This is a genomic window from Kitasatospora sp. NPDC049258, assembly GCF_040678895.1.
Taxonomy (GTDB): domain Bacteria; phylum Actinomycetota; class Actinomycetes; order Streptomycetales; family Streptomycetaceae; genus Kitasatospora.
Window position 1 is genome coordinate 71,234 of the sequence record NZ_JBFAQT010000018.1, and the last position, 24,697, is coordinate 95,930.

General features: G+C 73.5%; 21 protein-coding genes and 1 riboswitch. Of the genes, 17 read left to right on the forward strand and 4 right to left on the reverse strand.

Translation table 11 applies throughout. The annotated features are described in order from the left end of the window. Positions 1-51: 51 nt before the first annotated feature. Positions 52-1,368: a nucleotide sugar dehydrogenase gene (locus AB0K43_RS17725; protein WP_363640648.1), complete on the reverse strand. Its 1,317-nt coding sequence runs from the start codon at positions 1,366-1,368 to the stop codon at positions 52-54. A gap of 567 nt (positions 1,369-1,935) precedes the next feature. Here AB0K43_RS17725 and mfd point away from each other — a divergent pair. Next, complete coding sequence (gene mfd / locus AB0K43_RS17730; protein WP_363640650.1) at positions 1,936-5,553, forward strand: transcription-repair coupling factor; 3,618 nt, start codon at positions 1,936-1,938, stop codon at positions 5,551-5,553. Between the two features lie 108 nt (positions 5,554-5,661). Here mfd and AB0K43_RS17735 read toward each other — a convergent pair whose 3' ends face one another. Next, a complete protein-coding gene (locus AB0K43_RS17735) occupies positions 5,662-6,258 on the reverse strand; it encodes a DUF4352 domain-containing protein (RefSeq protein ID WP_363640652.1) in 597 nt (198 codons plus the stop codon). A 186-nt stretch (positions 6,259-6,444) separates the two neighbouring features. On the opposite strand from AB0K43_RS17735, the gene AB0K43_RS17740 reads away from it, so the two are divergent. The 5 genes from AB0K43_RS17740 to AB0K43_RS17760 all read left to right on the forward strand — a co-directional run bounded on the left by AB0K43_RS17740 (position 6,445) and on the right by AB0K43_RS17760 (position 12,740). Further along, positions 6,445-8,547, forward strand: coding sequence for an N-6 DNA methylase (locus AB0K43_RS17740; RefSeq protein ID WP_363640654.1), 2,103 nt, complete (start codon positions 6,445-6,447; stop codon positions 8,545-8,547). Between the two features lie 104 nt (positions 8,548-8,651). Continuing rightward, the gene (locus AB0K43_RS17745) at positions 8,652-9,239 is read left to right on the forward strand and encodes a hypothetical protein (protein ID WP_363640656.1); all 588 of its coding nucleotides are present in this window, start codon (positions 8,652-8,654) and stop codon (positions 9,237-9,239) included. Beyond that, positions 9,236-10,951 (forward strand): serine/threonine-protein kinase, encoded by a 1,716-nt coding sequence (locus AB0K43_RS17750; protein WP_363640658.1) that lies wholly within the window; start codon positions 9,236-9,238, stop codon positions 10,949-10,951. The genes AB0K43_RS17745 and AB0K43_RS17750 overlap by 4 nt, the downstream gene beginning before the upstream one ends. A 111-nt stretch (positions 10,952-11,062) precedes the next feature. Further along, complete coding sequence (locus AB0K43_RS17755) at positions 11,063-11,698, forward strand: SurA N-terminal domain-containing protein (protein WP_363640660.1); 636 nt, start codon at positions 11,063-11,065, stop codon at positions 11,696-11,698. A 49-nt stretch (positions 11,699-11,747) separates the two neighbouring features. Then, complete coding sequence (locus tag AB0K43_RS17760; RefSeq protein ID WP_363640662.1) at positions 11,748-12,740, forward strand: MazG family protein; 993 nt, start codon at positions 11,748-11,750, stop codon at positions 12,738-12,740. 131 nt (positions 12,741-12,871) lie between these two features. Here AB0K43_RS17760 and AB0K43_RS17765 read toward each other — a convergent pair whose 3' ends face one another. After that, entirely contained in the window at positions 12,872-13,468 is a 597-nt protein-coding gene (locus AB0K43_RS17765) for a helix-turn-helix domain-containing protein (protein WP_363640769.1), read from the reverse strand. Between the two features lie 145 nt (positions 13,469-13,613). Here AB0K43_RS17765 and AB0K43_RS17770 point away from each other — a divergent pair, with 145 nt between their 5' ends. The 9 genes from AB0K43_RS17770 (at position 13,614) to AB0K43_RS17810 (ending at position 21,636) form a co-directional block, all read left to right on the forward strand. After that, a complete protein-coding gene (locus tag AB0K43_RS17770; RefSeq protein ID WP_363640664.1) occupies positions 13,614-14,561 on the forward strand; it encodes a DMT family transporter in 948 nt (315 codons plus the stop codon). Positions 14,562-14,620: 59 nt separating this feature from the next. After that, positions 14,621-15,427, forward strand: a complete 807-nt coding sequence (locus AB0K43_RS17775) for an MBL fold metallo-hydrolase (RefSeq protein WP_363640666.1) — start codon at positions 14,621-14,623, stop codon at positions 15,425-15,427. A gap of 116 nt (positions 15,428-15,543) precedes the next feature. Then, positions 15,544-16,236, forward strand: coding sequence for a DsbA family protein (locus AB0K43_RS17780; protein ID WP_363640668.1), 693 nt, complete (start codon positions 15,544-15,546; stop codon positions 16,234-16,236). Between the two features lie 252 nt (positions 16,237-16,488). Beyond that, positions 16,489-17,670, forward strand: coding sequence for an aminotransferase class I/II-fold pyridoxal phosphate-dependent enzyme (locus tag AB0K43_RS17785; protein WP_363640670.1), 1,182 nt, complete (start codon positions 16,489-16,491; stop codon positions 17,668-17,670). Then, on the forward strand, positions 17,657-18,163 hold the full coding sequence (locus tag AB0K43_RS17790; RefSeq protein ID WP_363640672.1) for a DUF6190 family protein: 507 nt from the start codon (positions 17,657-17,659) through the stop codon (positions 18,161-18,163). The genes AB0K43_RS17785 and AB0K43_RS17790 overlap by 14 nt, the downstream gene beginning before the upstream one ends. Next, positions 18,160-18,945 (forward strand): dihydrodipicolinate synthase family protein, encoded by a 786-nt coding sequence (locus AB0K43_RS17795; protein ID WP_363640674.1) that lies wholly within the window; start codon positions 18,160-18,162, stop codon positions 18,943-18,945. Before AB0K43_RS17790 ends, AB0K43_RS17795 begins: the two co-directional genes overlap by 4 nt. Next, on the forward strand, positions 18,942-19,805 hold the full coding sequence (locus tag AB0K43_RS17800) for an iron-containing redox enzyme family protein (protein WP_363640676.1): 864 nt from the start codon (positions 18,942-18,944) through the stop codon (positions 19,803-19,805). Before AB0K43_RS17795 ends, AB0K43_RS17800 begins: the two co-directional genes overlap by 4 nt. Further along, positions 19,802-20,104, forward strand: coding sequence for a Rieske (2Fe-2S) protein (locus tag AB0K43_RS17805; protein WP_363640678.1), 303 nt, complete (start codon positions 19,802-19,804; stop codon positions 20,102-20,104). The genes AB0K43_RS17800 and AB0K43_RS17805 overlap by 4 nt, the downstream gene beginning before the upstream one ends. Beyond that, the gene (locus AB0K43_RS17810; RefSeq protein ID WP_363640680.1) at positions 20,101-21,636 is read left to right on the forward strand and encodes a cytosine permease; all 1,536 of its coding nucleotides are present in this window, start codon (positions 20,101-20,103) and stop codon (positions 21,634-21,636) included. Before AB0K43_RS17805 ends, AB0K43_RS17810 begins: the two co-directional genes overlap by 4 nt. Here AB0K43_RS17810 and AB0K43_RS17815 read toward each other — a convergent pair. Beyond that, positions 21,557-21,997 (reverse strand): SDR family NAD(P)-dependent oxidoreductase, encoded by a 441-nt coding sequence (locus tag AB0K43_RS17815; protein WP_363640682.1) that lies wholly within the window; start codon positions 21,995-21,997, stop codon positions 21,557-21,559. The genes AB0K43_RS17810 and AB0K43_RS17815 overlap by 80 nt on opposite strands. A 160-nt stretch (positions 21,998-22,157) precedes the next feature. Here AB0K43_RS17815 and AB0K43_RS17820 point away from each other — a divergent pair, with 160 nt between their 5' ends. Together AB0K43_RS17820 and AB0K43_RS17825 are read left to right on the forward strand one after the other, a co-directional pair. Next, positions 22,158-23,405, forward strand: a complete 1,248-nt coding sequence (locus AB0K43_RS17820) for a cytochrome P450 (protein WP_363640684.1) — start codon at positions 22,158-22,160, stop codon at positions 23,403-23,405. Positions 23,406-23,638: 233 nt separating this feature from the next. Further along, a riboswitch (cyclic di-AMP (ydaO/yuaA leader) is annotated at positions 23,639-23,831 on the forward strand. Positions 23,832-23,835: 4 nt separating this feature from the next. Next, positions 23,836-24,504, forward strand: a complete 669-nt coding sequence (locus AB0K43_RS17825; RefSeq protein WP_363640686.1) for a transglycosylase family protein — start codon at positions 23,836-23,838, stop codon at positions 24,502-24,504. Positions 24,505-24,697 lie beyond the last annotated feature (193 nt).

Sequence of the window (24,697 nt, forward strand, 5' to 3'; positions counted from 1 at the left end):
CGCGCGGTTCCCCGCGCCCCCGGGGGCTGGTCGTGCGCCCCGCCGGGGAGGTCAGAGGACCTCGACCGATGCGCCGGTGAGGCGGCGGCGGCAGTCCAGGACGTACCGGGAGTGCTCGACCACCGCCTCGTAGTCGAACTCGTCGTGGTCGGCGAGCAGGATGACCGCGTCGGCCGACGCCAGCTCCTGCGCCGTCGCCTCGACCCGGCGGACGCCGGCCAGCGGTCCGCCGCCGTGGCCGTCCGGCTCGGCGGTGCGCTGGCCGGGGATCTCCGGCTCGGCGACGTGGACGCCGACCACCACGTGCGGGTCGGCCGCGCGGACCTCCGCCCCCATCCGGGTGAGCAGTTCGACCACCCGCGCCGCCGGGGTCTCCCGGGCGTCGCCGGTGTTCTTCTTGTACGCCAGGCCCAGCACCAGCACCCGGGAGCCGTTCACCGACCGGCGGCGCTGGTTCAGCGCCTCGACCAGCCGCCGCACCACGTAGTCGGGCATGTGGCTGTTGACGTCGTTGGCCAGCTCGACGAAGCGGAAGGACTGGCCGAGCGCGCGCTCCACCCGCCAGGACAGGTAGGAGGGGTCGATCGGCAGGCAGTGGCCGCCGACGCCGGGGCCGGGGGTGAACCGCAGGAAGCCGAAGGGCTTGGTGGAGGCGGCGTCGATCGCCTCCCAGACGTCGATGCCCAGGTCGTGCGCGAACATCGCCAGCTCGTTCACCAGCGCGATGTTGACGTGCCGGAAGGTGTTCTCCAGCAGCTTGGTCAGCTCGGCCTCCTTGCAGGAGGAGACCGGCACCGTCTGCTCGACCAGCTCGCCGTAGAAGCCGTCGACCGCCGCGAGCGCCGCCGGGGTGATGCCGGAGACCACCTTGGGCGTGTTCTCCAGCTTCCAGGTCGGATTGCCCGGGTCGATCCGCTCGGGGCTGTAGCCGATGTGGAAGTCCTCGCCCGCCCGCAGTCCCGAGCCCTCCTCCAGCAGCGGGGCCAGCAGCTCCTCGGTGGTCCCCGGGTAGGTGGTGGACTCCAGCACCACGGTGGCGCCGGGCCGCAGGTGACGTGCCAGCAGCCGGGCCGAGGACTCGATGTACGAGAGGTCGGGCACCCCGTCCCGCAGTGGCGTCGGCACGGTGATGACGGCGATGTCGAAGCCGGCCACGTCCTGCGGATCGGCCGAGGGCAGGTACGCCCCGCTGTCCAGCAGTGGTTGCAGCCGCTCGGCGGGGATGTCCTCGACGTACGACTCGCCGACCGCCAGCCGCTTGATCCGGCGCTCGTCCACGTCGTATCCGACCACCTCGTGCCCCACCTCGGCGGCCCGGACCGCCAGCGGCAGTCCGACGTAGCCCTGGCCTGCGATGACCACGCGCATGACTGAAGTACCCCCTCCGTCGCGGTGACGCCCACACCGTGTTCAGGGCTGCCCCACACCGCCTTCACATGAGGGTACGGAGCGCGGGGGCAGCGCGGGCGGCTTCGCGGAAACGCGTGCACAACGGGCAGAGCGGGATCATCCCAACCAACCGAAACGGGCCCGGAAAGCCGACGGGCCGAGACCCTCGGCGCCCTCCAGGAAAGGGCACCGAGGTCCCGGCGCGGGGGCACGGGCGCCCCCACCCAGGGCCGCCCGGCCTCGTACCCCGACCCCCATCGGAGTACGCACGGCACCGCTGCAGCCATCCCCCACGGTTGGGTGCGGCGGGCACGAGAACCATCCTGCGCGGCCACCATGGACGGGCAGTGACAGGAGTATGTCGACTTCATGATCTCTGGTGGCCCACCCACCCGACCTCGCCCGGGGCCGGTGCGCAGGGTACGGGGGAGTGCTCCGGCGTAGGCTGGACACCCCCGGGGCGCATCGCGTGCCGGGCTGTTCGCGTTGCCCGGCCGGGGTCTCCGGCCTCGGGGCACTCCAGCCACGGAGCGAAGAAGAGACTTCATGAGCCTGTCCGGACTGCTCGATGTCGTCGTACGGGACGCCGCCCTCGCCGAGGCCATCGAGGCGGCGGCCACCGGCCGCCGGCCCCACCTCGACCTGGTCGGCCCGCCCGCCGCCCGCCCGTTCGCGATCGCCGCGCTGGCCCGTTCGCTGGCCGGGGCGGCCGGGGAGCGCGGCCGTCCGGTGCTGGCCGTGACCGCCACCGGCCGGGAGGCCGAGGACCTGGCGGCCGGCCTGCGCTCGCTGCTGCCGCCGGACGCGGTGGCCGAGTTCCCGGCCTGGGAGACGCTGCCGCACGAGCGGCTCTCGCCCCGCTCGGACACGGTCGGCCGGCGGCTGGCGGTGCTGCGCCGGATCGTCCACCCGCGGGCCGACGACCCGGCCGCCGGGCCGGTCCAGGTGGTGGTCGCCCCGGTTCGCTCGGTGCTCCAGCCGCAGGTCAAGGGGCTGGCCGAGCTGGAGCCGGTGGCGCTGCGCCGCGGTGAGCAGCACGATCTGGAGCAGGTCGCCCGCGGGCTCGCGGCGGCTGCCTACGCCCGGGTCGAACTGGTCGAGAAGCGGGGCGAGTTCGCCGTCCGCGGCGGCATCCTGGACGTCTTCCCGCCGACCGAGGAGCACCCGCTGCGGGTGGAGTTCTGGGGCGACGACGTCGAGGAGATCCGCTACTTCAAGGTCGCGGACCAGCGTTCGCTGGAGATCGCCGAGCACGGCCTGTGGGCGCCGCCCTGCCGTGAGCTGCTGCTGACCGAGGAGGTCCGGGCCCGGGCCGCCGCGCTGTCCCAGCAGCACCCGGAGCTGGCCGAGATCCTGGACAAGATCGCGCAGGGCATCGCGGTCGAGGGCATGGAGTCGCTGGCGCCGGTCCTGGTGGACGAGATGGAGCTGCTGCTCGACGTGCTCCCGCAGGGGTCGATCGCCGTGGTGTGCGACCCGGAGCGGGTCCGCACCCGCGCCGCCGACCTGGTGGCGACCAGCCTGGAGTTCCTGCAGGCCTCCTGGGTGGCGGCGGCGGCCGGCGCGGACCGGCCGATCGACATCGAGCAGATCGACGTCTCGGCCGCCTCGCTGTGGTCGCTGGCCGATGTGCGCGAGCACGCCGCCGCGATCGGGCTGCCCTGGTGGTCGGTCAGCCCGTTCGCCACCAGCGACGCCGCACTGAACGAGATCCTGGAGTTCGACCCGGGCACGCTCACCCTGGGGATGCACGCGGTCGAGGCGTACCGCGGCGACACCGCGCGGGCGATCGCCGACGCCAAGGAGCGGCTGGCCGCCGACTGGCGGGTCGTCATGGTGACGGAGGGCCACGGCCCCGCCGCCCGGCTGGCCGAGGTGCTCGGCAACGAGGGCATCGCGGCCCGGCTGGTCGCCGACCTGGACGAGGCCCCGACCCGGGACGTGGTCCACGTGTCCTGCGGCTCGATCGAGCACGGCTTCGTGGACGAGGCGCTCAAGCTGACCGTGGTCACCGAGACCGACCTGTCCGGCCAGCGCTCCTCCACCAAGGACATGCGCCGGATGCCCTCGCGCCGCCGCAACGCGATCGACCCGCTGGCGCTGGCGGCCGGCGACTACGTGGTGCACGAGGCGCACGGGGTGGGCCGGTACGTGGAGATGGTGCAGCGCACCGTCCAGGGCGCCACCCGCGAGTACCTGGTGCTGGAGTACGCGCCCGCCAAGCGCGGCCACCCCGGCGACCGGCTGTTCGTGCCGACCGACCAGCTGGACCAGGTGACCAAGTACGTCGGCGGCGAGGCCCCGACCCTGCACCGGCTGGGCGGCGCGGACTGGGCCAAGACCAAGCAGCGGGCCAAGAAGGCGGTCAAGGAGATCGCGGCCGACCTGATCAAGCTGTACTCGGCCCGGATGGCGGCCCCCGGCCACACCTTCGGCCCGGACACCCCCTGGCAGCGCGAGCTGGAGGACGCCTTCCCGTACGCGGAGACCCCGGACCAGCTGACCACCATCGCCGAGGTCAAGTCGGACATGGAGAAGTCCGTCCCGATGGACCGGCTGATCTGCGGCGACGTCGGCTACGGCAAGACCGAGATCGCGGTGCGCGCGGCCTTCAAGGCGGTCCAGGACGGCAAGCAGGTGGCCGTCCTGGTGCCGACCACGCTGCTGGTGCAGCAGCACTTCTCCACCTTCGCCGAGCGGTACGCCAACTTCCCGGTGGTGGTGAAGGCGCTGTCCCGGTTCCAGACCGACAGCGAGGCCAAGGCGGTGCTGGAGGGCCTGTTCGAGGGCTCGGTGGACGTGGTGATCGGCACCCACCGGCTGTTCTCCTCGGAGACCCGCTTCAAGGACCTCGGCCTGGTCATCGTCGACGAGGAGCAGCGCTTCGGCGTCGAGCACAAGGAGCAGCTGAAGAAGCTGCGGGCCAACGTCGACGTGCTCACCATGTCGGCGACCCCGATCCCGCGCACCCTGGAGATGGCCGTCACCGGCATCCGGGAGATGTCCACCATCACCACCCCGCCGGAGGAGCGGCACCCGGTGCTGACCTTCGTCGGCCCGTACGACGAGAAGCAGATCTCGGCCGCGATCCGGCGCGAACTGCTGCGCGAGGGGCAGGTGTTCTACATCCACAACCGGGTGGAGTCGATCGACAAGGCGGCCGCCCGGCTGAAGGAGCTGGTGCCCGAGGCGCGGATCGCCACCGCGCACGGGCAGATGGGGGAGAACGCGCTGGAGAAGGTGGTGGTCGACTTCTGGGAGAAGGAGTTCGACGTGCTGGTCTCCACCACGATCGTCGAGTCCGGGATCGACATCTCCAACGCCAACACCCTGATCGTGGAGCGCGGCGACACCTTCGGCCTCTCCCAGCTGCACCAGCTGCGCGGCCGGGTCGGGCGCGGCCGCGAGCGCGGCTACGCGTACATGCTGTACCCGCCGGAGAAGCCGTTGACCGAGACGGCGCACGAGCGGCTCGCCACCATCGCCCAGCACACCGAGATGGGTGCCGGTATGTACGTGGCGATGAAGGACCTGGAGATCCGCGGCGCCGGCAACCTGCTCGGCGGCGAGCAGTCCGGCCACATCGCGGGGGTCGGCTTCGACCTCTACATGCGGATGGTCGGCGAGGCCGTGGCGGAGTTCCGCGACTCGCTGGCGGGCGGTGGCGCCGCGCCGGAGGAGGAGCCGCTGGAGGTGAAGATCGAGCTGCCGGTGGACGCCCACGTGCCGCACGACTACGCCCCCGGCGAGCGGCTGCGGTTGCAGGCCTACCGATCGATCGCGGCGGTCAACTCGGAGGAGGACATCGTCCAGGTCCGCGAGGAGCTGACCGACCGTTACGGCAAGCTGCCGGAGCAGGTGGAGAACCTGCTGCTGGTGGCGGCGCTGCGGCTGTACGCCCGACGGTGCGGGATCGGCGACATCACCCTGCAGGGCAACTTCGTCCGGTTCGGCCCGGTCGAGCTGCGGGAGTCGCAGCAACTTCGGCTGAACCGGATCTACCCGCGCAGCCAGGTGAAGGCGGCCGCGGCCCAGCTGCTGGTGCCGCGGCCGAGCAGCGGCGGGCGGATCGGCGGCAAGCCGCTGGTCGGCCGGGAACTGCTGGCGTGGAGCTCGGAGTTCCTCGGGACCATGTTCGACGACCTGGCGGGGGCGCGGAAGTAGCGGCCCACAGGCGGCTTCAGCGGTCCTGGCAGTAGCAGTAGTAGTCCCAGCGGTCCCAGGCCTCGGTGCCTGGGGCCGCTTCGGCGCCTGTGCGGCACCCCGGGGCGGTCAGGCCAGCTTCCACTGGCCGGACTGCGGGGCCATACCGCTGTTCAGGCCGAACTGGATCTTCTCGATCTTCACGTCCTTGGGCACCTCGAAGGTGATGAAGCCCAGCGCGCTCTCGCCGGCGGCGACGGTGGCGGCGCCGCCGGAGAAGCCGGGGCCCGCGGTGGTGTCCGCGAAGTTCGGGCCGAAGGACTGGCCCTGGCCGTCGAGCAGCTTGGCGCCGTTGGACGGGCTGTCGCTGTAGCCCTTGGCGCCGGTGGCCTTGATCCGGAACTGGACGGCGACGAAGCGCTTGCCGTCGGCGGGCTTGGTGTACTCGTCCTCACCCTCGGCGTTGTCCGCCACCTTCACCACCGTCACATCGGCGGTGTCGTCCTTCTCGAAGCCCTTGAGCGCGATGGTGTCGCCGACCTTGGCGGCGGTGGGCGCGGCCGAGGTCCTCCCGCCGTCCGCGGCGGCCGCCGGGGCCGAGGCGGACGGCTTGGCCTCGGTGGACACCGCCTGGGTGCCGGTGTCGCAGGCGGTGGCGCCGAGCACGAGCAGCGAGGCCCCCAGCAGGAACGCGGCGCTGCGGCGGGCGGTGACGGTGACGGCCATGACGGACTCCCCTGTGGGTCGGATTCGCCGGCCGGCGGTCTGCCGCTCGGCGATGACTGAATCTCACCATCGACTGTGAACCGTGTCAACAGTGATTCATCAAACCTCTCTGTTCACGTGTGAACAGGTCTCGGGTGTCGCGCTGGCTATGCTGTCTGGTCACAGCCCGCACGGAGGAGACCCCAGATGCCGGACCAGCCCGAGGTGACCGCTGCCGAGATCGCCCGGCTGGCCGGCGTCGGACGGGCCGCGGTCAGCAACTGGCGCCGCCGCCACCCCGACTTCCCGGAGCCGGTCGGCGGCACCGAGAGCAGCCCCACCTTCCGGCTCGACCAGGTCGAGGGGTGGCTCCGCGGCCAGGGGAAGATCGCCGAACTCCCGCTGATCGAGCGGGTCCGGCAGCGACTGGAGGCCCTGCGCGACCCCGACGGCCACCCCGCCGCCCCGCTGGCCGCCGCCGGCGCCCTCCTGCTGCTGCTGCACCGGGCCCCCGCCGACTGGGCCGAACTCGCCGCCCGAACCGAGCTCCGCCGCGCCACCGCCCTGCCCCGGGCGCTGCGGCAGCGCACCGCCGAGGCGCTCGGCACGGCCGCCACCGACCGGCTCGCCCTGCCCGACCTGGCCGGCGCCACCTTCCTCGACCTCGCCGGGCTGCTGGCCGCGCTGGCCGCCGAGCACGGCCCCGCCGCCGCGTACGAGCAGCTGCTCACCCGGCACGGCGAGGCCAATCCGCGCCAGCTCAGCCCCACCCCGCCCGAGGCCGCGGAGCTGCTCGCCGCGCTGGCCGGCCGCCCGGACAGCGTCCTGGACCCGGCCTGCGGGCTGGGCGCCCTGCTGCTGGCGGTCGACTCGGCCACCGTCCGACTGGGCCAGGACCGCGACCCGGTCCACCCGTCGCTCGCCCTGCTCCGGCTCGCCCTGCACGCCCCGGCCACGGCGCCCGGACCGCTCGGCCTCGACCTGCGCCCCGGCGACGCCCTGCGCGCCGACGCCCACCCCGGCCTGGCCGCCGACGCGGTGCTCTGCCAACCGCCGTACAACGAACGGGACTGGGGCCACGACGAGCTCCAGTACGACGCCCGCTGGCTGTCCGGCCTGGTGCCGCCGCGCGGGGAGTCCGAACTCGCCTGGGTGCTGCACTGCCTGGCGCACACCGCGACCGGCGGCCTGACCGCGCTGCTGCTGCCGCCCACCGTCGCCTCCCGCCGGGCCGGCCGCCGGGTGCGCGCCGAGCTGGTGCGCTCCGGCGCGCTGCGGGCCGTGGTCGCCCTGCCGCCCGGCGCGGCCCCGCCGTACGGGGTGCCGCTGCACCTGTGGCTGCTGCGCCGCCCGGCCCCCGGCGACGGTTTCCGCCAGGTGCTGATGCTGGACGCGGCCGCCGCCCACCCGGTGGCCGAGGGCGGCCGCGGCCGGATCGAGTGGCCGGCGCTGCGGCGCACCGTGCTGGACGCCTGGCAGGCCTTCGACACCGCCGCGCGCACCGGCGCCGCGCTCCCCGAGGGGCGCCCCGGGGTCCACCGGGCCGTCCCCGCGCTCGACCTGCTCGACGACGAGACCGACCTCTCGCCCGCCCGGCACCTGCCCGCCGCCCCGGCCGAGGGCGCCGAGTCGCTCGGCCACCTGCGGCTGCGCCTGGCCGAGCGCTACGCCGCCCTCGCCGACCTCGACACGGCGCTGCCCGCGGTCGCGGGCGTCCGCGCGCCGGGCGCCCCGCCACTGGTCACGGTCGGCGAACTGGTCCGCGGCGGCGCGCTGGAGGTGCACTCGTCCGGCCAGGGCGCGCCCCCCGCCGCCGGCCCGGGCACCGTCCCGCTGCTCACCGACCAGGACCTGCTCGCGGGCACCGGGCCGAGCGCCGCCGCCGGGCCGGACCAGGCCGGACCGCGCACCCGCGCCGGCGACGTCCTGGTGCCGGCGCTCGGCGGGGAGCCGGCCCGGGTGGTCCGGGAGGGCGGCCCCACCGCCGGGGCGGCGCTCGGCCCCCGGCTGCACCTGCTGCGCCCCGACCCGGAGCAGCTCGACCCCGACTTCCTGGCCGGGCTGCTCCGGGCCACCGGCAGCGGCCGCCGCGCCAGCAGCTACGCCTCGACCGTGACCCGGCTCGACATCCGCCGGGTCGAGCTGCCCCGGCTGCCGATCGAGCGCCAGCGCGAGCTCGGCGCCGCGTTCCGCCGGATCGACGAGTTCGACGAGTCGGTCCGGCAGTCCGCGGCGCTCGCCCGCGCCCTCGCCCAGCACCTCACCGACGGCCTGGCCGCCGGCACCCTGGCGCCCGGGGCCGCGCACTGACGTGCCGTCGGCCGGGCCGAGCCCGGTCCGTGGAACCGGACGCCGTGCGGGTCCGGTGGCGGTACCGTGTGCGGCGTACCGTAACCGTCCGCACAGGAGCGCGCATGTCTGGCCACCCGTACGGGCAGTCCGCCCCCGCCACCGGTGGCCCGCACCACCCGGGCGTGAAGGTCCTCTACTGCCTGGTCCCGCCGCTGACGCTGGGTCTGCTCGGGATGGTGCCCTCGCTGGTGCTCGCCGTGCGGCGGCGCCGACCCGTCGACCTGCTCGGGGCCGTGCTGTTCGGCCTGGTGCAGCTCACCGTCTACGTCTGCCTCGGGCTCAGCCCGGACGACGGCCGGGGCAGTGCGTACAGCGTGCTGGGCGGGCTGTGCCTGTTCGTGCTGATGCTGCTGGCGCCCGCGCACTTCCTGCTGATGGACCGGGCCCGGGTCTGGCTGGCCGCCGGTCCGCAGCCGGCCCCGCAGCTCCCGACGGGCCCGATGGCGGCGATGGTCCCGATGGCCGCCCCGGCGATGCCGGCGGCCTGGCCGACACCGGCGCCGGGGTGGCCGCCGGCGCCCGCGCCGCTGCCCGGGCCGATGTCCGCACCGGTGCCCGCGCAGCTGCCCGCACCCGCACCGGCCACCGCCGACGACCTCCAGCAGCTCGGCGAGCTGCTCCGCCGGCAGGCCCAGGAGGGCCGCGGATGACCCGGGGCCGGGTGATCGACGGCCGCTACCGGCTGACCGACAAGATCGGCCACGGCGGGATGGGCCAGGTCTGGGCCGGCGACGACCGGAGACTCGAACGCGAGGTCGCGGTGAAACTGCTGCGCACCGACCAGCTGGCCGCCGCCGAGGGCTCCGGCAGCGGCCCCCGCGACGAGCTGCGCCGCCGCTTCCTGCGCGAGTGCCGCACCACCGCGGCCCTGGACCACCCCGGCCTGGTCGCGGTCTTCGACGCCGGCGAGGACCAGGGCGAGCTGTACCTGGTGATGCAGCGGGTGCCCGGCCTGAGCCTGGCCGACCTGCTGGCCGAGGAGGGCCCGCTGCCGGTCGACCGGGCGGCCGCCGTCGCCGCCCAGATCTGCGGCGCGCTCGGCGCCGTGCACGCCGTCCCGGTGGTCCACCGCGATCTGAAGCCCAGCAATGTGATGGTCCGCCAGGACGGCCGGGTGATCCTGCTCGACCTCGGCATCGCCACCGCGCTCGACCCCACCGCCACCCGGCTGACCCTGACCGGCACCCCGATCGGCAGCCCCGCGTACATGGCCCCCGAGCAGGCCCTGGCCGCCGGCGCCGACCCGCGCAGCGACCTGTACGCGCTCGGCTGCCTGCTGCACGAGATGCTCTGCGGCCAGACCCCGTTCCCCGCGCCCACCGCCCTCGGGGTGCTGCGCCGCCACGTGGACGATCCACCGGTGCCGCTGCGCGAGCTGCGCCCGGACGTCCCGGCCGGGCTGGAGGCGCTGGTCCTCGACCTGCTCGCCAAGCGGCCCGACGACCGCCCGGCCGACGTCCGTCAGGTCGTGCTGCGGCTGCTGCCGCTGCTGCCCGGCCCCGCGGCCGGCCCGCAGCCCGGCTACGGTCCGCTGCCCGATCCGACCCGGCCGTACCGCCATCCGCACCAGCCGCAGCCGGGCACCGCCGCGGCGCCGGCGCCCGTCCCGGCCCCGGCCCGGGTGCTGATGGCCGCCGTACCGGCCCCGGTCCCGGAGCGCACCCCGGCTCCGGCACCCACCCCGACCCCGCCCCCGGCCGCCGGACCGGCGGAGCTGACCGCGGCCTGCGCCCGGCTGTCCGACCTGGTCGCGGCCCGCCGGCACGCCGAGGTGCTCGACCTGGCCGCCGGACTGCTGCCCCGGGCGCGGGCCGAACTCGGCGAGGCCGCACCGCTGGTGCACACCATCCGGGCCATCTACGCCCGCACCCTGCTGGCCGCCGGCCGGCCCGGCGAGGCGCTGCCCGAGTACCGGCTGCTGGCCGCCGCCGGTCAGCCGTACGACGGCGCGGTGCTCGACCACCGGTACCGGGCCGCGCTCTGCCTCGAACAGCTCGGCCGCAGCGGCCAGGCGCTCGCCGAGTACCAGGAGCTGCTCGCGGCGCACGCCGGGCAGCCGGGCGGCGACCCGGACCGCGGCTTCGAGCTGCGCGAGCGGATCGGCCTGTGCCGGGCCGCCGCCGGGGACCACGAGGGTGCCTGGCAGGCCCTGCTGGAGCTGCTGCTCGACCGCGAGCGCCGGCACGGGCCGCACCACCCGGACGTGCTCCGGCTGCGCCGGCACCTGGAAGGGCTGCGGGCGCACCGCAGCACCGGCGCCGCCGCCCCGCCACCGCGGCCGCCGTACCGGGCCGATCCACGGGGCACCGGCCACCCGACCCCGCCGCCGGTGCCGGGCAATCCGTACGCCACGGGCGGGTGACCCGTTCGGAGCAAGGTCTGGCACCGCGCGGCGGCGCTCCCTATTGTCTGTCCCTGTCAGGAGAACCACCGGAGACCGCACCAGCCACAGCCAGACCACTGGAGGCCGCACGTGATCCGCACCCGCTCCGCCGCCCGCCGACTCGCCAGGACGGCCGCCGGGCTCTCCCTCGCCGCGCTGCTGACCGCCTGCGCGAACGCCCCGGCCCATCAGGGTGCCGCGGCGGTGGTGGGCGACGAGCGGATCACCGTCGCCGCCGTGGAGGCGAAGATCACCGCGGTCCGGGAGGCCACCGCCGCCCAGCCCGGGGCGCCGCGCGCCGAGCGGGCCGGGCTGGCCCGCCGCACGGTCGCCGAGCTGGTGCTGGACCGGGTGCTCGCGAAGGCGCTGGCCGACCGGGGGGCCTCGGTCAGCGACACCGAGGTCGCCCAGGCCCGGGCCGCCGACGCCAAGCTGCTCGGCGGCCCCTCGCAGCTGGAGGGCGAGCTGCTCTCCAAGCAGGGCGTGCCGGCGGTCGGCATCGACGACTTCTACCGGCAGCAGCTGGGCCTGCAGAAGCTCGCCACCGCCGCCGGCCAGGACCCGCGCGCGGCGGGCGGCGACGAGGCGATCCGCAAGGCGCTGGTGACGGCCGGCACCGCGCTGCGGATCGAGGTCAACCCCCGCTACGGCCACTGGGACCCGCAGCAGATCGGCCTGACCGACGCGACCGAGGACTGGCTGCCGCAGAACAGCACCCTCTACTGATCCCGCCACCGATCCCGGGCGCCCGCGCGGGGCCGGTAGGTTCGGTGGTGTGGACACTCCGAAGCTGACCCTGCTGACCACCACCCACCGGGTGGCCCCCGGCCTGCTCTCCTGGCCCGCCTGGGAGGCGCTGCGCGGCGCCGCCCGGGTGCTGGCCGCCGACCCGGCCCACCCCCAGCTGCCCGCCCTGCGGCAGGCCGGGGTCGAGGTGGAGCTGATCGAGCGCGGCACCGCGCCGGCGCTGGCCCGGCGGCTGGTCGAGGCCGCCCCGGTGCTCTGGCTGGGCAGCCCCGACGGGGATCCCGGGCTGACCGACGCGCTGGCCCGGATCTCGGTGGAGGAGGCCGGGGCGGTGCCCGAGATCGAGCTGCTGCCCGGCTCGTACGACCTGCCGGGGGCGCGGCTGCTGGACCTGGCCTCCGTGATGGACCGGCTGCGCTCGCCCGGCGGCTGCCCGTGGGACGCCGAGCAGACCCATGCCAGCCTGGTGAAGTACCTGGTGGAGGAGGCCTTCGAGCTGGTCGAGGCGATCGAGGAGGGCGACCGGGAGACGCTCCGCGAGGAGCTCGGCGACGTGCTGCTCCAGGTCTTCTTCCACTCCAGGATCGCCGAGGAGGACCCCGAGGACCCGTTCTCCATCGACGACGTCGCGGGGGACATCGTCGAGAAGCTGATGTACCGCCACCCGCACGTGTTCGGTGACGTGGACGCCACCGAGACCTCCCAGGTGGAGGCCAACTGGGAGCAGCTGAAGGCCGCCGAGAAGCAGCGCGAGTCCGTGCTGGACGGCGTACCGGCCGGCCTGCCCGCGCTCGCCTACGCGGCCAAGCTGGTCTCCCGGGTGCGGCGCGCGGACTTCACCGGGGTGCCGGACCAGCCCTGGGAGCTCCCGGCGGAGCTGACCGAGGAGTCGGCCGGCGCCCTCCTGCTGGCCGTCGCCCAGCGCGGCTACGACGCGGGCGTGGACGTCGACGCCGCGCTGCGCGCCGCCGCCCGCCGCTACCGCGCCGCGGTCCGCACCGCCGAAGGCCTCCCCGTCTGACCTGCTCTCCCGGGGCGCGGGGAACCGCGCGAACACCCCCTCGCGCCCGCCCGCGGCCGTGCCACCGTGGGTGGGCGCCCGCCGTTGCGGGGTCCGCGGGCAACCGCCCGCACAGCCCGCCGGCCGCGGGCCTACCGCATGAAGCGGCGGGCCATGCCCGCCACGCAGGCGATGATCCGCTCGCTGCTCAGCCCCATCCGGTTGCGCTGGAAGTCGTACAGCTCCGGCGCCAGCGGGGCCAGCAGCAGGTCGATGTGGGCGTCCGGATCGGGCACGTCGGCGTCGACCAGCAGGGTGCGCACGTGCACCCGCCAGAAGCCGTACGCGCCGGAGGTGAACCGGGCCGGGCCGGTCTCGGCGCCCAGCGCCAGCGGGAGATGACGCTCCAGCAGGTCGATCGCGGCCACGTAGAACGCCGCCAGCCGCTCCCCGGGGGGTGCGCCGGGCCCCAGCGGCGGCGGCCCGCTGAGCAGTTGCTCCTGCAGCCGGTACTCGTGCTCGTCCAGGAGCGCGACCGCGACGGCGGCCGGGTCGGGGAAGCGCCGGTAGAGCGTGGCGCGGCCGACGCCGGCGGCCTTGGCCAGCTGGTCCATGGTGATGGTCGCCGGGTCTCTGGTGGCGAACAACTCCTCGGCGGCGGCCAGGATCTGGGCGCGGTTGCGCGCGGCGTCGGCCCGCTCACGGGGCTTCGCCTGCGCCGGGGAAGGGACCGGCAGGCCTGTTGTCATGGCCAGATCGCGTCGGTGCTGCCCGCTGTGCATGTCTTCGAGCTTACTACCCGACTCCGGAGAAACTGAGGCGACTGTCCACTTAGGGCGTTGGCGTGTACTCTAAATGGACACACTGTCCGCTTACCTTCGAGAGGACGAGGTCATGCACAGCGCGCTGCTCGCCGTGGCCCTGCTGGTCGGCTGCCTGTTGGCCGTCCAGGCGTCGGTGAACCTGCAGCTGAACTCCGCGGTCGGGACCCCGTACGGGGCCTCCACCGTCCAGCTCAGCGTCGCCACCGGCATCCTGATCATCATCGCCGCCGTCTTCGGCACCCTGGGCGCGTTGGGCAAGCTCTCGGGCGTCGACACCTGGCATCTGCTCGGCGGCCTGGCAAGCCCGCTCTACATCACCAGCGGCATCCTGCTCTTCCCACGGCTGGGAGCCCTGGTCAGCGTCGGACTCTTCGTCACCGGCCAGATGTTCGCCTCGCTCGGGATCGACCTGCTCGGCCTGTTCGGGCTGGAGAAGAAGCCCCTCGGGATCGGCATCGTGCTCGGCGCCATCGCCGTGCTGGCCGGCATCGTGGTGATCGTCCGGGGGCAGCTGAAGGCGGCCGCCGGCGCCGCGCCCGGCGCCGCGCAGCTGACCGGCGCCGCCCGGGTGGGCTGGCTGGCACTGGGCATCGTGGCCGGCGGGGTGCTCCCGATCCAGGGCGCCATCAACGCCAAGCTGCGGGCCGACCTGAACGCGCCGATCACCGTCGCGGCGATCAGCTTCACGGTCGCCACCGTGACCATCGCGGTGGTCCTGCTGGCCCTGCGGTTCACCAACCGCACGCCGGCCCCGAAGGTCGCCCCGCTGAAGAAGATGCCCTGGTGGGGCTGGCTCGGCGGCGCCTGCGCGGCCGCCTACGTGACCGGCACCTTCATGCTCATCCCCAGCATCGGCGCGGCCGTGACGGTCGCGCTCACCGTCACCGGGCAGCAGCTCACCTCCGCGGTGATCGACCACAACGGGCTGTTCCGGCTGCCGAAGCGGGCGCTCAACTCCACCCGGCTGATCGGCCTGGTCTGCCTGATCGGCGGCTCGCTCGCGATCCAGCTGTCCTGAACCGCCCGGTGTTGTCCTGACGGCCCGTCCCGTCGACGTCCAGCTCGGAGGTCCATCCCATGAGAGACAGTTACCAGGCCGGTCCCGACATCCAGGTGATCCCGTCGGACCTGCCGATCCCCGGGCTCGGCCTGCAGGCGGTCAACGCCTTCCTGGTCCGCGGCGCCGAGCCGTTCCTGGTCGACACCGGCATGCCGGTGGACCGGGCCGCCTTCCAGGAGGCGCTCTGGTCGCTGATCGATCCGGCCGACCTGCGCTGGGTGGTGGTCACGCACGACGACCGCGACCACACCGGCAGCCTGCCGGCGATCCTGGAGGCCGCGCCGCAGGCCCGGCTGATCACCAACCCGATATCGCTGACCCGGCTGGGCGAGGAATTCCACATCCCCGGTGAGCGAGTGGTGACGGTCAATCCGGGAGGCACCTGGAAACTCCCCGACCGGACGATCAGCTTCCATCGTCCACCGACCTACGATTCCCCCGGAACGGTCGCGCTGTTCGACCACTCGGACGGGACGCTGTACAGCTCGGACAGTTTCGGCACGGTGGTCGCCGAGTCCGCCCAGCACCTCTCCGAAATACCCGAGGACGAGTTCTTCGCCGGATTCTCGATACTCAACCGGGCCATCGCCCCGTGGACGGCGGTGGCCGGCGAGGAGAAGTTCCGGCGCGGCCTGGCGAAGATCGCCGGGCTGCGTCCGGCCCGGCTGCTCAGCGCCCACGGGCCCACGGTCGAGGGGCGGGTGGACGACCTCTTCGCGGCGATGTCCGAGATCCCCTCGCTCCCCGCCTGGTTCGCCGACGCGGACCTGGACCTCGACGCGGCCCTGGTCGCGCACGAGGCCGAGTCCGCCCTGCGGTCATGAGCCCCGGCCCGCACCGCCTGCCCGGCGCGCCCCGGCCGGCCCCGCAGGCCACGTCCGCACCCCCGAACACACCTGCATCGCACGTCGCACCCGCACCATCCGACAGGAGCCACCCCATGACCGAAGCCGATCTGACCCCGCCGCCGGGCGTCATCACGGTCTTCTCCGACATCTGGTGTTCGTTCGCGCACATCGCCGTGCACCGCCTGCACAGCGCCCGGACCAGGCTCGGCCTGGACGGGAAGGTCTGGTTCGACCACCGGGCCTTCCCGCTGGAGCTGCTCAACAACGCGCCCAGCCCGCGGCCCGGCACCGACAGTGAGGTGGCCCGCAACGCCAGCCTGGAGCCGGCCGCCGGCTGGCAGCTCTGGCAGGCCAAGGACTGGCTGTACCCGTCCACCACGCTGCCGGCCCTGGAAGCGGTGCAGGCCGCCAAGGCGCAGAGCTTCCGGGCGGCCGAGCAGCTGGACCTGGCGCTGCGCCGGGCGTTCTGGGCGGAGTCCCGCTGCATCAGCAACCGCAAGGTGATCCTGGAGGCCGCCAAGGCCGCCGAGGTGGTCGACGTCGCCGAGCTGGAGGCGGCGCTGGACGACGGCCGGGCCCGCGCCGAGCTGTCCGCGCAGGCCGCGATCGCCCGGACCGACCGGGTGAACTGCAGCCCGCACCTGTTCCTGCCGGACGGCACGGACCACGCCAACCCCGGCATCAAGGTCCGCTGGGAGGGCGGCTACGGCATCGGCTGGCCGGTCATCGAGAGCGATGACCCGAAGGCCTTCGACGAGCTGCTCCAGCGCGCCGCGACGGCCTGACCGACCGGTCGGAGCGAATTTCCATAGCGACCGAAGAATAGGCATCCCGAGAGTCTCGGGGTGCCTATTCGTGCTGCCTTTTTGCGATCATCACGAACCAATCTCGGCGGCTGAATGTAAATTCAAAGTTATCGTTCTGTTACCACGAGCGAGCCGGACCTCCTCTAGGGTGATGTTCGAAGATTCGAAGGCCGATCTGGTGATCGAATCTTCATCATCCGCATTTCGATCAGCAGCAAGGGGGATATTGCTATGTCGAATACGAGCACCTCCGACGTCAGCTCCTTCGTGGACCTGACCCAGCACGAGATCGAAGCACTCAAGACCAGGTTCAACCTGGCTGATGCGCACACCCACCAGCGCCAGTCGGCCAGCCAGGACAAGATCGTGGGCCGGCTGCCGGAGCTCTGGTACGAGTCGGAGCAGAACCAGCAGGCCTACTTCGAGGCGCAGTTCATCGACGCCTTCTTCCGCCTGCACCGCCAGCCCACCGCGCGCGCGATGGGTCGGACGCTGCTCTCCTACTCGGCCAGCGTGGCGACCATGGTCGCCGCGATGTACCTCAAGCGGCGGGACATGACCGTCTCGCTCATCGAGCCCTGCTTCGACAACCTCACCGACCTGCTGCGCAACATGCAGGTGCCGCTGAGCGCGCTCCCGGAGCAGACGCTGGCGAAGACCGCCGACATCTACGACGGCCTGGTCGCCAACGTCCGGACGGACGCCATCTACCTGGTCGACCCGAACAACCCGACCGGCTTCACCCTGCTCGCGCAGGGGCTGGACGGCTTCCGCGAGGTCATCCGCTACTGCGTGGACCACGACAAGCTGCTGATGATCGACTTCTGCTTCGCCTCCTTCGCCCTGTGCGACCCGGAGATCGGGCGGGTGGACGTCTACCAGCTCCTGGAGGACTCCGGCGTCACCTACATGGTGATCGAGGACACCGGCAAGACCTGGCCGATCCAGGACGCCAAGTGCGCCATGATCACCGCCAGCCGCAACATCCACGAGGACGTCTACAACCTGCACACCAGCGTCCTGCTGAACGTCTCCCCGTTCGTCCTCAACATGGTGACCCAGTACATCGAGGACTCCATCGAGGACGGCTTCGAGTCGGTCCGCGAGATCATCACCCAGAACCGCCGGGCCGCCGAGTGGGCGCTGGACGGCGCGGTGCTGGAGTACCAGACGCCGGTGGTCAACACCAGCGTCGCCTGGTTCCGGATCAAGCCCGAGCACCTCACCGCCTCGGCCCTGCAGGCCGAGCTGTACGACTCCGAGGTGTACGTGCTGCCCGGCACCTTCTTCTACTGGAACGAGCCCAGCCGCGGCGAGCGCTTCATCCGCCTCGCGCTGGCCCGGGAGCCCAAGGTGTTCGCCTCGGCGATGGAGCGGCTGCGTGAGGTGCTGAAGCGTCATGAGCAACTCTGAGACCTTCATCGACGGCACCGCCTTCATGGCGATGCACAGCAGCGACGAGGCCGTCCGGCGGAGCTTCAAGGAGTTCTTCGTCAGCCGGCTGGGCGAGCGGGTGGTGCTGAACCTGGAGCAGGTCGGCTGGTGCGACAACCTGGTCTGGCAGTACTCCCGGCAGGTCCAGGACGCGTACTACCCGTTCATGGACAACCTCCACACCGACATGCGGATCGACCGGATCGGCTACTCGGAGGGCGACCTCGCGGCGGCCGCCGGCGAGGAGCTGGCCGGCCTGCCGCTCACCCGCCGGCTGCTGCTCGGCCAGGTGGTCAACCGCGGCGGCACCCTGGTGACCGCCGATCCGGAGCTGCTGGGCCGCCCAGGCCTGCCGGTCACGGTGCTGGGGCCGCCGGCGAGTGAGCCGGTCTTCCCCGGCCTGCTGGAGCCGCTCTACCAGGACTCGCTCGCCCTGCGCGTGCCGCACTCCGGACCAGAGGAGAAGTCATGACGTACTCCGGAACCATCGCTCCGCTGGTCACCCCGGTGGATGCCGACGGCCGGGTCCACGAGGCGAGCGTGGCCCGGTTGATCTCCTCGATCCGCTCCGAGGTCACCGGCCTGATGCCGGCGCTGAGCTCCGGCGAGGGCTGGAAGCTGAGCGAGACCCAGTGGCGGGACATGGTCGGCTACGCGGTCAGGTACGCGGACGGCCTGCCGGTGCTGGCCGGCATCCACCTCCCCGACACCGAGGCGGTGGTCGAACGAGCCAGAATCGCCCTCGACCTGGGCGCGGCCACCGCCGTGGTGACCACCCCGTTCCGGTCGGACATCTCGCAGGAGGAGATCTACCAGCACTACCGCCGGATCCGCGAGGCGGTGCCGATCCCGCTCTTCCTCTACAACGAGGAGGCGGTCTCCGGGAACAAGATCGAGCTGGACACCCTGCTGCGGATCTGCGAGCTCCCGGGCATCGTCGGGATCAAGGAGTCCAGCGGCTCCGCCGAGTACACCCGGCGGGCGGCGCAGGCGCTGGACATCCCGGTGTTCGAGGGCTGGGAGAACCTGCTCTCCGACGTCCCCGGCATCGCCGGCATGATCGGCCCGCTGGCCAACCTGGACCCGGCGCTGTGCAACGCCGTCCTGGTCGACCCCGCGCCGGACGTGCAGAAGAGGGTCGACGAGGCCTGCGAGCGGTACGGCATCTTCCGCGACGACTGGTACCGCTACGTCAAGCAGGAGCTGCACCGCCGCCAGGTGATCGCCTTCCCGGACGTGGTGGCCGAGCGGTGACCGCCACCCTGGAGACCGAGGCGCAGGCTCTTCTCCGGGACCAGCGCCGGCTGTTCCGGCTCAACCGCAGCCTGCCGACCGCCGAGGAGTACGGCTGGATGCGGGCCGCCGAGGAGGCCTGGATCGGCCGGCTGGCCGCCGAACACGTGGCAGCCGCACCGGAGTTCGGCTCCCTCGCGGAGCTGGTGAAGGCGCTGGGCGAGTTGCACGCCGCGGAGCAGGCGGAGGTCCCGCCGAGCCAGGACTACCTGGCGCTGTCCGCCACCCTGGACGAGTTCAAGACCGTGGTCGCGCAGTTCGCGGTGGACGGCCTGATCGAGTCCCAGCCGCTGCTGCCGGTGGTGCCCCGGCTGCCGTACCGCTCGGGCATGGCCGTCTTCCGGGTGCTGATCGACGAGCTCGGCTGCGGCAACGAGGACCAGGCGCACTCCCAGCTCTACCGGGATCTGCTCACCGAGCTCGGGATGTCCCTGGAGCTGGAGGACTACATCGACGGGACCGGAGCCGCCGGCCTCGCCTACGTCAACCTGTTCCACTGGCTGGCCGCCCGGGCCGAGTCGCCGGAGTACTTCCTCGGCGCCTACGCCTACTTCGAGGCCAGCGTGCTGTACGGCTTCCAGGGCTTCGCCCAGGCGGCCAAGCGGCTCGGCATCCAGCACCACCAGTACTTCACCGAGCACCTCTACATCGACCAGTACCACAGCCGCCAGATGCGCTCCGCGATCCGTGCCTACCACGAGGAGCTCGGCGCGGACCTGGCCAAGGTCTGGGCGGGCGTCACGCTGACCAGTGCCGTGGTCGGCGAGGCCAACGAGGCGGCGATCGCGCTGGCCCGGGCCCGGTCGGGGGCGGCGTCATGACCGCCGGCGCCCCCACCCGGATCCGGCAGGTGACGGAGGAGCTGGTCCTGGTGGAGCTCTCCGGCCGCCGGGTGCTGGTCCAGGCCGCCTGCCCGCACCGCAAGGGCCGGCTGCTGTTCGGGTACGTGGACGAGCAGAGTCTGCGGATCCGCTGCCCGCTGCACAGCTCGACCTTCGACCTCGACTCCGGCCGGCGCACCGCCGGCCCGGCCTGCGACCCGCTGCGCGTGGTCGCCGTGGTCGCGGACGGCTCGGACGGCAGCCGCGAGGCCGCCGCCCTGGCCGACGGGCCGAGGTGACGGCGGACCGCCGTGAACTGTCCGACCTGGGGGCCGCCCGCGGCCCCCAGGTCGAGCAGCACGGCATCGACCCGATACCCGAGTCCGAACGGACCTCCAGACCCGGCGAGTTCGGCTGGATCTGGTCCTCCGCCCAGTTCTGCTTCGGCACCGTCGTGCTCGGCGCGCTGCCGGTCAGCTACGGCCTGGGCTGGTGGGCCGCCTGCACCGCGATCCTGGCCGGGGTCGCGGTGGGCACCCTGATGGTCCTGCCGCTGGTGCGCTTCGGGCTGCGCACCGGCCTCAACGACCCGATGGCCAGCGGCGCGCACTTCGGCGTCCGGGGCCGGGCGCTCGGCAACCTGATCACCATCGCGGTGGCGATCGGCTTCTTCGCCATCTCGGTCTGGACCGGCGGCACCGCCGTGATGGTGGCGGCGCACGAGCTGATCGGCACCCCGGTCGGCCGCGGCCCGCTGGCCCTGGCGATGCCCGCCGCGGCGGTCGCGGTGGTCCTGGTCGCGGCGCTCGGGCACAACGCCCTGGTCCGCACCTACAAGGCCACCGCCGTGCTCGGCGCCCTGATGCTGCTCTTCCTGGTCGTGGTGCTGGCGCCCGGCTTCGACCCCGGTTACCGGGGCGGGCAGCTCGCCCTCGGCAGCCCGGGGACCACCTGGCTGCTGGCCGCCACCGCCTCGGCGGCGGCGCCGCTCTCGTACGCCACCTTCCAGGGCGACTACAGCCGCTACATGACCGGGCGCCGCGGCGACCGGCCGGTACTGCTGTGGGCCGGCGGCAGCATGTTCCTCACCTGCGTGCTCGCCCTGCTGGTGGGCGCGTACGTGACGACCTTCTTCCCCACCGACCCGCTCTGGCTGCAGGGCCTGACCGACGCCGTGCCGGGCTGGAGCGTCCCGGTGATCGTGGTGTTCGGGCTGGTCGGCACCCTCCCGCAGGGCGGCCTGTGCCTGTACGCGGCCGGGCTCTCCGTCAACTCGCTGTTCTGGCGCACCTCACGGGCGACCGCGACGCTGGCCGTCGCGGTGCCCTCGATCCTGGCGCTCTACCTGGGGGCGGTGGTCTACGACGCGATGGACTCGATGTCCGCGTTCGTCTCGCTGCTGCTCACCGCGGTGGCGCCGTGGGCCGCCGTGCTGATCGCCGGCTACCTGCTGCACCGGGGCCGGTACCACCCGGTGGAGCTCGCCCCGGCCGACGCACCGGCCGGCCGGTACTGGTACACCCGGGGGCTCAACCCCCGGGCGGTGGCGGCCTTCCTGGCCGGGGCCGTGCTGGGCGTGCTGTGGGTCAACAACCCGCTGTACGTCGGTCCGCTGGCCGAACTGACCGCGGGCGTGGACCTCAGCCTGCCGGTCTCCTTCGGCGCCGCGGCGCTCCTCTACACCCTGCTGTGCCTGCTCCGGCCGGAGCAGGCCCGCACCGCCGGGGAGCCGGCCGAGCGCTACGGCGTGCTCAGGCCGGTGGCCCCGCCAGCGCAGGGCCGGCCGACAGCGGAGCCGGCGCCCGGCGCTGGGCCGGCACGACCTCGCTGATCGCCTCGCCGACCAGCGCGAGCAGCTCGGCCAGCGGGTCGAGGTGGTCGGGCAGGTCGGCGAGCGCCACGATCCGCTCGCCGTCCGGCCCGGCCACCGCGAACAGGTCGATCGGGCCCAGGTGCTTGCGGGCGGTCTCCACCAGCGCGGCGACGTCGCTGGGCTGGTGGACGTCCGCGCTCACCCCGACCACCGGGCAGCCCGGCCGGTCGAGCTCGGTGGCCAGGTCCTCGGCCACCCCCGGGTGGAGATCCGCGATCAGGAGCCCGGCCGCGCCCGCGGCGGCGAACCGGCGGGCCAGGTCGGCCCCCGATCCTCCGCCGAGCACCGCGATGACCACCACTGCCCCGGCTACTCGCATGGCCTGCTCCTCCTTCAGAGCGAAACCCCGTGGACCGCACGGCACAGCCGCCCACAGATGATTGTCGGAGGATCGTAGGCACGCAGCGACCCTCCGCAACAGGGATTACCCCTCAGGTGACCAGACTCACGCCCGCGCAGGCAAAGGTTACGGTCATGACATGCCGGAATCCGTCGAGTCCACCCAGCCGCAGCTCTTCACGTGGGAGTTCGCCGCCGATCCCTACCCCGCGTACGCCTGGCTGCGCGAGCACGCCCCCGTGCACCGCACCACGCTGCCCAGCGGGGTGGACGCCTGGCTGGTCACCCGGTACGCCGACGCCCGGCAGGCGCTGGCCGACAGCCGGCTCTCCAAGAATCCGGCGCACCACAGCGAGCAGGCCCACCGCAGCGGCCGGGTCGGCATCCCGGGGGAGCGCCAGGCCGACCTGATGACCCACCTGCTCAACATCGACCCGCCGGACCACACCCGGCTGCGCCGCCTGGTCTCCAAGGCCTTCACCCCCCGCCGGGTCGCCGAGTTCGAGCCCAGGGTCCAGCAGCTCACCGACCGGCTGATCGACGACTTCGCGGCCCGGGGTACGGCCGACCTGATCCACGAGTTCGCCTTCCCGCTCCCCATCTACGCCATCTGCGACCTGCTCGGGGTGCCCGCCGAGGACCAGGACGACTTCCGGGACTGGGCCGGCATGATGATCCGGCACGGCGGCGGCCCGCGCGGCGGCGTGGCCCGGGCGGTCAAGAAGATGCGCGCGTACCTGCTGGAGCTGATCCACCGCAAGCGCGCCGACCTCGGCGACGACCTGATCTCCGGGTTGATCCGGGCCAGTGACCACGGCGAGCACCTGAGCGAGAACGAGGCCGCGGCGATGGCCTTCATCCTGCTCTTCGCCGGCTTCGAGACCACCGTCAACCTGATCGGCAACGGGATGTACGCGCTGCTCGGCCACCCCGAGCAGCGGGCCCTGCTCCAGGAGTCGATCGGGCGCGGCGAGCGCGGGCTGCTGGCCACCGCGGTGGAGGAACTGCTCCGCTACGACGGCCCGGTGGAGCTGGCCACCTGGCGCTTCGCCACCCACCCGCTGACCATCGGCGGGGTGGACATCCCGGTCGGCGACCCGGTGCTGGTGGTGCTGGCCGCGGCCGACCGCGACCCGGCCAGGTTCGCCGCCGAGAACACCCTCGACCTCGCCCGCCGGGACAACCCGCACCTCGGCTTCGGCCACGGCATCCACTACTGCATCGGCGCCCCGCTGGCCCGACTTGAGGGTCAGCTCGCGATCGCCACCCTGCTGACCCGGCTGCCCGACCTCTCCCTCGCCGCGGATCCGGCCACCCTGCGCTGGCGCGGCGGTCTGATCATGCGGGGTCTGCGCGAACTTCCGGTGACCTTCTCCCCGCGTTCCTGAGCGGACGGCCAAGGGCCCCGACCGCGCGGCGACGCGCCCTGACGGCGTGTCGAACGCGCGTGTCGGCCCGTCAGCAGAACCGTCATCAACTAGGACATACCTAGATGGTTGGTGGACGATCTGGCGATGTTCGTAATTTCCTCGTGATGTTCGCGATATGAGCTTGTGATTGACCGACAGATCTGCCTAACCTCCGTGCAGCCCGCAGCCGTGGGCCCCGGATGCGGAACGCCGAATCCTGTCCGCCGCACCCGGGAAGCCGACCAGACCAAGGACAGGGGCGGGGGACCCAGGTTTGTTGCCGTCCCCGACGGCTTGGGGTGAAGCCGCCGGCGAGCACAGGTCGTCTCCTGGACTCGCCGAGCGGCCGGGCCACCTCCCGGTCCGAACCCGACAGCTCACCTCGCAGGCGTTCGGAGAGGGAAACCACATGCTCTTCACCGGTACGGGCTGTCACCGTCGCTGGACCCGGGCCGAGCAGGCCATCGCCGCCGGCGTGGCCGGCGCCGGGCTGGCGCTGCCGCTGCTCACCGCCGGCGCCGCGGTCGCCGCACCCGTCTCCACCTGGGAGAAGGTCGCCCAGTGCGAGAGCGGCGGGAACTGGCGCATCAACACCGGCAACGGCTTCTACGGCGGCCTGCAGTTCACCCCCAGCACCTGGCGCTCCTTCGGCGGCACGCAGTACGCGGGCCAGGCCCACCAGGCCAGCAAGTCGCAGCAGATCGCCGTCGCCGAGCGGGTGCTGGCCGCGCAGGGCCCCGGCGCCTGGCCGGTGTGCTCGCTGCGGGCCGGTCTGGCCAAGGGCGGTCCGGCGGCCCGGGCGGACGCCGACGGCTCCGGCCGGGACGCGGCGCCGAGCCGCCCCACCGCGACCAGGGAGAACGCGTCGCGGGGCGCCGAATCGCAGGCCGCGCCCGAGCCGGCCGCCGCACCGCCGGATGCCGGCTCGTACACCGTCTCGCCGGGCGACACGCTGTCCGCCATCGCCGAGGCCCAGCGCGTCGAGGGCGGATGGCAGCGGCTCTACCAGGCCAATCAGGCGGTGGTCGGTGTGGACCCGGACCTGATCGAGCCGGGCCAGGTCCTGCGGCTGGGCTGAGCCCGCGCCCTCGGTCGATCCCGCGCCCGGGTCCGCCCGGGCGCCGGGCGGGCCCGCGGGAGGCGGCCGGGCCGCTCCGGAACGGTCGGAGTGGCCTGGTTTGCGGGCATTCAGGTGAACTACCGGCGGGTAGTCAGGTCACACGGTGAGACGGAGCCGAGGTCTGCGCGGCCGGGCCGCCGGGTGCGGTTAG